Raw genomic sequence first — 6,927 nt, forward strand, 5'->3', positions numbered from 1 at the left:
GCCGGCCGGCGCCCACGGTCACCGGTCACCCTCGCCCTCTGGCGGTGTGACGGTCCATGGACAAAGATCGGCGTTGTTTGGACGAAGCGGAACGGAAGAGGTACGGAGGACGGGAGGTCCGGGCGTGTACCACACCTGGATGCGCTACTTCACCCCGAGCCCGGTCCACCACCGGCTCGGCCTGGTCTGCCTGGGCGTCGGCCTCCAGCACGGCGCGCTGCCCACGGTCGGCCCGCGCACCCTCGACCACCACGTCGCCATCGTCATCAGCGCCGGCCGCGGCTGGTTCACCGCCCCCGACGGCCGCCGCCGGGCCGTCACCGCGCCCGCCCTGCTGTGGATCGTCCCCGGGGTGACCCACCACTACGGCGCCGACCCGGACACCGGCTGGGACGAGAGCTTCGTCGACTTCACCGGCCCGGCCGCCGCCACCTACACCGAACTCGGCTACATCGAACCGGACGAGCCGGTCGTCCCGCTCGCCGACACCGGCCCCGCCCGCGCCGCGGTCGGCCGCATCGCGCGCGCCGCCCGCCGCGGCAACCCCCTGCTGGAGGTGGAGACCTCCGCCGCCGTCCACGAACTCCTCGTCGCGCTGCGCCGCGCCCGCGCCGACACCGACGCCGACGGCGACCCCGTCCTGGCGGCCCTGGCCCGCGACGCCTTCCTGCCCCTGTCGGTCGCCGAGCACGCCGCCCGGCACGGCATGACCCCGGCCGAACTGCGCACCGCCGTACGCCGCGGCGCCGGCTGCAGCCCCAAGGACTACCTGCTGGGCATCCGCCTGGGCCGCGCCAAGGAACTCCTGGTCGGCACCGAACTCCCGGTCGCCGCGGTGGCCCGCCGGGTCGGCTACGACGACCCGGCCTACTTCAGCCGGCTGTTCACCCGCCGTGTCGGCACCGCCCCGGTCCGCTTCCGCGACCGGCAGATCCGCAGTGTTCCCGGCGGCTGGTCCACGCAGATCCCGGACCCGGACAAACCCCCACTGGTCAGCGGGGGCGGTCCGTAGCGGGAGCGGGCGTCAGGGCGAGAGTTCCGCCAGCGTCCGCCCCGCGGTCTCCTCACCGAACGCGGCGGACGCCGGCGCCCCCAGCAGCGCGACCCCGCCGAGCAGCGCGAAGACGCCCGGCAGTCCGGCGCTGCCGGCGTGCCCCGCGCCGACCACCAGCGGTCCCCGCCGTCGGCGTCCGGCCCGGCGTCCGGTCCGGTGTCCGCCTCCGTGAGCGACCGCTCCAGCCTGGACGGCAGCCGCGCCGGCTGACGGCACTCGGCGGGGGAGAGGCCGGCCGGCATCCGCCGCTCGTTCTCCTGACCTTCCCGGCCTGCGCAAACCCCCGTGCACCGGCCACCGGCCGTACGGCAGCATGGCCCCATGCACCAACTGCAGCGCGACGAGGCGCAGACCCGAGCCCGACTCATCGACGTCCACCGCTACGCCGTCGAACTCGACCTCACCCGGGGTGACGAGACCTTCGGCTCCCGCACGGTCATCCACTTCACCGCCCGGGCCGGCGGCGACACCTTCGTCGAGCTCAAGCCCACCGCGCTGCACACCGCCACCCTCGACGGCCACCCCCTCGACCCCGCGGCACTCGACGGCAACCGCCTCCCGCTCACCGGCCTCACCCCCGGCGACCACGAACTGCGCCTCGACGCCACCATGCGCTACTCCCGCACCGGCGAGGGCATGCACCGCTTCACCGACCCCGCCGACGACGAGACCTACGTCTACACCCAGCTGTTCATGGACGACGTCCAGCGGGTCTTCGCCGCCTTCGACCAGCCCGACCTCAAGGCCGTCTTCGAGCTGACCGTCACCGCCCCCGACGGCTGGCGCGTCCTCGCCAACGGCCTCACCGAGCACCTCGGCGGCGGCCGCTGGCAGGCCGCGCCCACCCCCCTCATCTCCACCTACCTCGTGGCCGTCGCCGCCGGCCCCTGGCACTCCGTCCGCACCGAACACGCCGGACTGCCCTTCGGCCTCCACTGCCGCCGCTCACTCGCCCCGCACCTCGACGCCGACGCCGAGGAACTCCTCGACCTCACCCGCCGCTGCTTCGACCGCTACCACGAGATCTTCGAGGAGCCCTACCCCTTCGACTCCTACGACCAGGCGTTCGTCCCCGAGTTCAACGCCGGCGCCATGGAGAACCCCGGCCTGGTCACCTTCCGCGACGAATTCGTCTACCGCTCCGCCGTCACCGACACCGAACGCCAGACCCGCGGCATGGTCATCGCCCACGAAATGGCCCACATGTGGTTCGGCGACCTCGTCACCCTCCAGTGGTGGGACGACATCTGGCTCAACGAGTCCTTCGCCGAATACATGGGCTACCAGGTCCTGTCCGAAGCCACCCGCTTCACCGACACCTGGACCGACTTCGCCGTCGCCCGCAAGGGCTGGGGCTACGACGCCGACCAGCGCCCCTCCACCCACCCCGTCGCCCCGGACCCCGACGGCGTCCCCGACACCGCCTCCGCCCTGCTCAACTTCGACGGCATCTCCTACGCCAAGGGCGCCTCCGCCCTCCGCCAGCTCGTCACCTGGCTCGGCGAGAAGGACTTCCTCACCGGCATCAACACCCACTTCACCCGCCACAAGTTCGGCAACGCCACCCTCGCCGACTTCATCGACTCGCTCGCCCACCACACCGACCGCGACGTCCACGCCTGGGCCGACGCCTGGCTGCGCACCACCGGCGTCGACACCCTCACCCCCACCGTCACCGACGGCCCCGACGGCTGGTCCCTCACCGTCGACCGCACCGGCAGCCGCCCCCACCGCATAGCCGTCGGCCTCTACGACCGCGACCCCGCCACCGGCCACCCCCTCGTCCGGCGCGAACGCCTCGACGTCGACGTGCCCACCGACGGCACCGCCCGGACCTTCCGCGGCCCCCGCCCCGCCCTGATCGTCCCCAACGACCAGGACCTCACCTACGCCAAGATCCGCCTCGACCCCGCCTCCGCACAGGCCGCCCTGCGCGACCTGTCCGCCCTCCCCGACCCGCTCACCCGCGCCGTGCTGTGGAACACCCTGCGCGACCTGGTCCGCGACGGCGAACTGCCGCCCACCGCCTACCTCGACGCCGCCCGCACCCACCTCCCGCACGAGACCGACCTCGCCCTCATCCAGGGCGTCCTCGCCTTCGCCCGCACCCAGATCGCCGACCGCTACCTCCCCACCCCCGACCGCCACACCGCGCTCGGCACCCTCACCTCCCTCAGCCGGGAGATACTCCGCCGCACCGAAGGCCCCGAGAACGGCACCGGCGCCGGACTGCGGCTCACCGCCGTACGCACCTTCATCGACAGCGCCACCACCCCCGAAGGCATCCAGGACTGGCTCGACGACGGCAGCGTCCCCGGCGGCCCGCACCTCGACCCCGAACTGCGCTGGCGCATCCTCGGCCGGCTCGCCACCCTCGGCGCCGCCCCCACCGCCGAACTCCACGCGGCCATCGACGCCGAACTCGCCCGCGACCCCAGCGCCACCGGCCGCGAAGGCGCCGCCCGCTGCCGCGCCGCGCTCCCCGACCCCGACGCCAAGGAAGCCGCCTGGGAGGCCCTGTTCCGCACCGACGAACGAACCGCCCTGTCCAACTACCTCTTCACCGCCACCGCCACCGGCTTCTGGGCACCCGAACACCACGACCTGCTGCGGCCCTACGTCGCCCGCTACTTCACCGACGTCCCCGCCCTCGCCGCCGCCCGCGGCCCCGCCCTCGCCGAGGCCGCCGGCCGCTACGCCTTCCCCGCCACCCGGGTCGACGAGGAAACCCTCCGCCTCGGCGAGACCTGCCTCGCCGAGAGCGACCCCACCCCCGCCCTGCGCCGCAAGCTCGTCGACCAACTCGACGACCTGCGGCGGGCCTTGAAGGTACGCGCCGCGGCCGCCGGCGCACACCCGGCAACCCGGTGACCACACGGGTGCCGCCGCCCGCGCAGCCGGCGGCACCCGAACACCTGCGGTACACCCGTACCACTTACGGGTGGTATGACCGCAAGCAGTGGAGACGCAGCGTACAGGGAAAGTAACTTAGGGCTGCCTAACATCCCGTCCGCGGGGGCCCGCACCGGGCCACCCCCGCAGACGCGGCCCCCAACTCCCTGACAGAAGAGCACACCGATGTCTGTGCCCCCTGCCGGCACCGCCCTCGCAGGCGGCACCAACGGCCCCCGCGCACTGCGCCCCCTCCTCGACACCGTCCTCGACGCCCTCACCACCGGCGCCGAGGACCGCGCCGGCCCCCTCCCGCCCGGCGGCCCCGACGCCGTCACCCGCGCCGTGCACGACGCCTGCCACCCCCTGCTCCCCGAGCACGGCACCGGCCCGCACGCCGCCCTGCGCACCGTCGTCCACACCCTCGCCGCCGGCTCCGCCGACCCCGCCGACCCGCACTGCGCCGCCCACCTGCACTGCCCGCCCCTGGCCCTGGCCACCGCCGCCGACCTCGCCGCCGGCGCCCTCAACCCCTCCATGGACTCCTGGGACCAGGCCCCCGCCGCCTCCGCCCTGGAAACCCTCACCAGCCGCGCCCTCGCCGCGCTCGTCTACCCCCGGGCCGCCGCCCCCGACGCCCTCATCACCACCGGCGGCACCGAATCCAACCAGCTCGGCATCCTCCTCGCCCGCGAAGCCGCCACCGCGAACCGCCCCGCCGCCGGCCCCCTCCAGATCGTCTGCGGAGCCAACGCCCACCACTCCCTCCACCGCTCCGCCTGGCTCCTCGGCCTCCCCGCACCCCTCACCCTCCCCACCCCCGACGGCATCCTCACCCCCGACACCGTCCACACCTGCCTGGCCAACCTCACCGGCCACACCGGACCCGCAAGCCCGGTGCTGCTCACCGCCACCGCAGGCACCACCGACTCCGGCGCCATCGACCCGCTCCCCGCCCTCGCCGACGTCGCCGCCCACCACGGCGCCCGCTTCCACATCGACGCCGCCTACGGCGGACCCCTCCTCTTCAGCGACACCCACCGCACCGCCCTCAGCGGCCTCGACCGCGCCCACACCGTCGCCCTCGACCTGCACAAACTCGGCTGGCAACCGGTCGCCGCCGGCCTCCTCGCCGTCCCCGACGCCGCGACCCTCACCCCCCTCGCCCACCAGGCCGACTACCTCAACGCCGACGACGACACCGAAGCCGGCCTCCCCGACCTCCTCAGCCGCTCACTGCGCACCACCCGCCGCCCCGACATCCTCAAAATCGCCGTCACCCTCAAAGCCCTCGGCCGCCGCGGCCTCGGCGACCTCATCGACCGCACCCTCGCCGCCGCCCGGACCCTCGCCGACCTCATCGACGCCCACCCCCGCTACGAACTCCACTCCCGCCCCACCCTCAGCACCGTCCTCTTCCGCCCCACCGGCGCCGACGACACCACCCTCGCCACCATCCGCCGCACCCTCCTCACCGACGGCCAGGCCGTCCTCGGCCGCGCCACCACCCCCACCGGCCTCTGGCTCAAAGCCACCCTCCTCAACCCCCACACCCAACCCGGAGACCTCACCACCCTCCTCAAACTCGTGGAAGGCCACATCCCCCGATGAGCACCGCCGACGCACCCGCCGCCCCCGCCACCCCCGACGAACCCCTCGACCTCGCCGGCATCGGCATCGGCCCCTTCAACCTCTCCCTCGCCGCCCTCGCCCACCCCCTCACCTCACTGCGCTGCGCCTTCTACGACCAGCGCCCCGCCTTCCACTGGCACCCCGGCCTCCTCATCGACGGCGCCACCCTCCAAGTCCCCTTCCTCGCCGACCTCGTCACCCTCGCCGACCCCGCCAGCCCCTGGAGCTTCCTCAACTACCTCAAAACCCGCAAACGCCTCTTCCCCTTCTACTTCGCCGAGCGCTTCCACATCCACCGCGCCGAATACGACGCCTACTGCCGCTGGGTCAGCGAAAACCTCCCCACCCTCCACTTCGGCCACCAGATCGACGCCGTCCGCTGGAACCCCGAACGCGACGCCTTCGAAATCGACTTCACCCACCTCGCCCCCGACGGCGAAGCACAAGCCCTCGGCCGCACCCACGCCCGCAACCTCGTCCTCGGCATCGGCACCACCCCCCACATCCCCGTCCCGCTCCGCCCCCTCGCCGAGGCCCCCACCGTCCCCGTCATCCACTCCGCCAACTACCTCGACCACCGCGACACCCTGCTCGCCGCCGACCACCTCACCGTCATCGGCGCCGGCCAGTCAGGCGCCGAAATCTTCCTCGACCAGCTCCGCAACCGCCCCACCGGCCGCGAACAACTCCACTGGCTCGCCCGCACCCCCGCCTTCGCCCCCATGGAATACAGCAAACTCGGCCTCGAACACTTCACCCCCGACTACACCCGCTACTTCCACGCCCTCCCCGAACGCGTCCGCGACGCCCTCGTCCCCGGCCAATGGCAGCTCCACAAAGGCATCGACCACGACACCCTCGCCGCCATCCACGACGAGCTCTACCGCCGCACCCTCCACGGCGGCTGGCCCGACGCCACCCTCACCCCCGGCGTCTCCGTACGCACCGCCGGCCGCGTCGGCACCACCAAAGTCGAACTCCACCTCGACCACACCCAGCAAGGCACCCGCTCCCGCCTCACCACCGACGCCGTCGTCCTCGCCACCGGATACCGCGAACGCCGCCTGGACACCCTCCTCGCCGCCCTCGACCCCTACATCCGCCGCGACGCCGCCGAACGCCCCCGCATCGACCCCCACCACCGCGTCGTCCTCGACCCCACCGTCACCGGCTCCCTCTACGTCCAGAACGCCGAAACCCACACCCACGGCGTCGGCGCCCCCGACCTCGGCCTCGCCGCCTGGCGCAGCGCCACCATCCTCAACTCCCTCACCGGCACCACCCCCTACCCCCTCCCCGAACGCACCGCCTTCACCACCTTCGGCCTCCCCCAACCCCCCACCCACACC

5 protein-coding genes are annotated in these 6,927 nt (G+C 73.7%); 4 read left to right on the forward strand and 1 reads right to left on the reverse strand.

Annotation, left to right across the window (positions count from 1 at the left end; translation table 11 throughout):
- Positions 1-124: 124 nt before the first annotated feature.
- Positions 125-1,012, forward strand: coding sequence for a helix-turn-helix domain-containing protein (locus tag OO62_RS22950; RefSeq protein ID WP_033269427.1), 888 nt, complete (start codon positions 125-127; stop codon positions 1,010-1,012).
- A gap of 12 nt (positions 1,013-1,024) precedes the next feature.
- Here OO62_RS22950 and OO62_RS39690 read toward each other — a convergent pair whose 3' ends face one another.
- The gene (locus OO62_RS39690) at positions 1,025-1,168 is read right to left on the reverse strand and encodes a hypothetical protein (RefSeq protein WP_157850165.1); all 144 of its coding nucleotides are present in this window, start codon (positions 1,166-1,168) and stop codon (positions 1,025-1,027) included.
- A 207-nt stretch (positions 1,169-1,375) separates the two neighbouring features.
- Here OO62_RS39690 and pepN point away from each other — a divergent pair, with 207 nt between their 5' ends.
- The 3 genes from pepN to OO62_RS22965 all read left to right on the forward strand — a co-directional run.
- A complete protein-coding gene (gene pepN / locus OO62_RS22955; RefSeq protein WP_033269428.1) occupies positions 1,376-3,925 on the forward strand; it encodes an aminopeptidase N in 2,550 nt (849 codons plus the stop codon).
- A 207-nt stretch (positions 3,926-4,132) separates the two neighbouring features.
- Positions 4,133-5,557: a pyridoxal phosphate-dependent decarboxylase family protein gene (locus OO62_RS22960; protein ID WP_033269429.1), complete on the forward strand. Its 1,425-nt coding sequence runs from the start codon at positions 4,133-4,135 to the stop codon at positions 5,555-5,557.
- Positions 5,554-6,927: lysine N(6)-hydroxylase/L-ornithine N(5)-oxygenase family protein (locus OO62_RS22965; RefSeq protein ID WP_033269430.1), on the forward strand; the 1,374-nt coding region annotated here is incomplete at its 3' end. The genes OO62_RS22960 and OO62_RS22965, both read left to right, overlap by 4 nt.

The organism is Streptomyces lydicus, from assembly GCF_000717345.1.
In the GTDB taxonomy this organism is placed as follows: domain Bacteria; phylum Actinomycetota; class Actinomycetes; order Streptomycetales; family Streptomycetaceae; genus Streptomyces; species Streptomyces lydicus.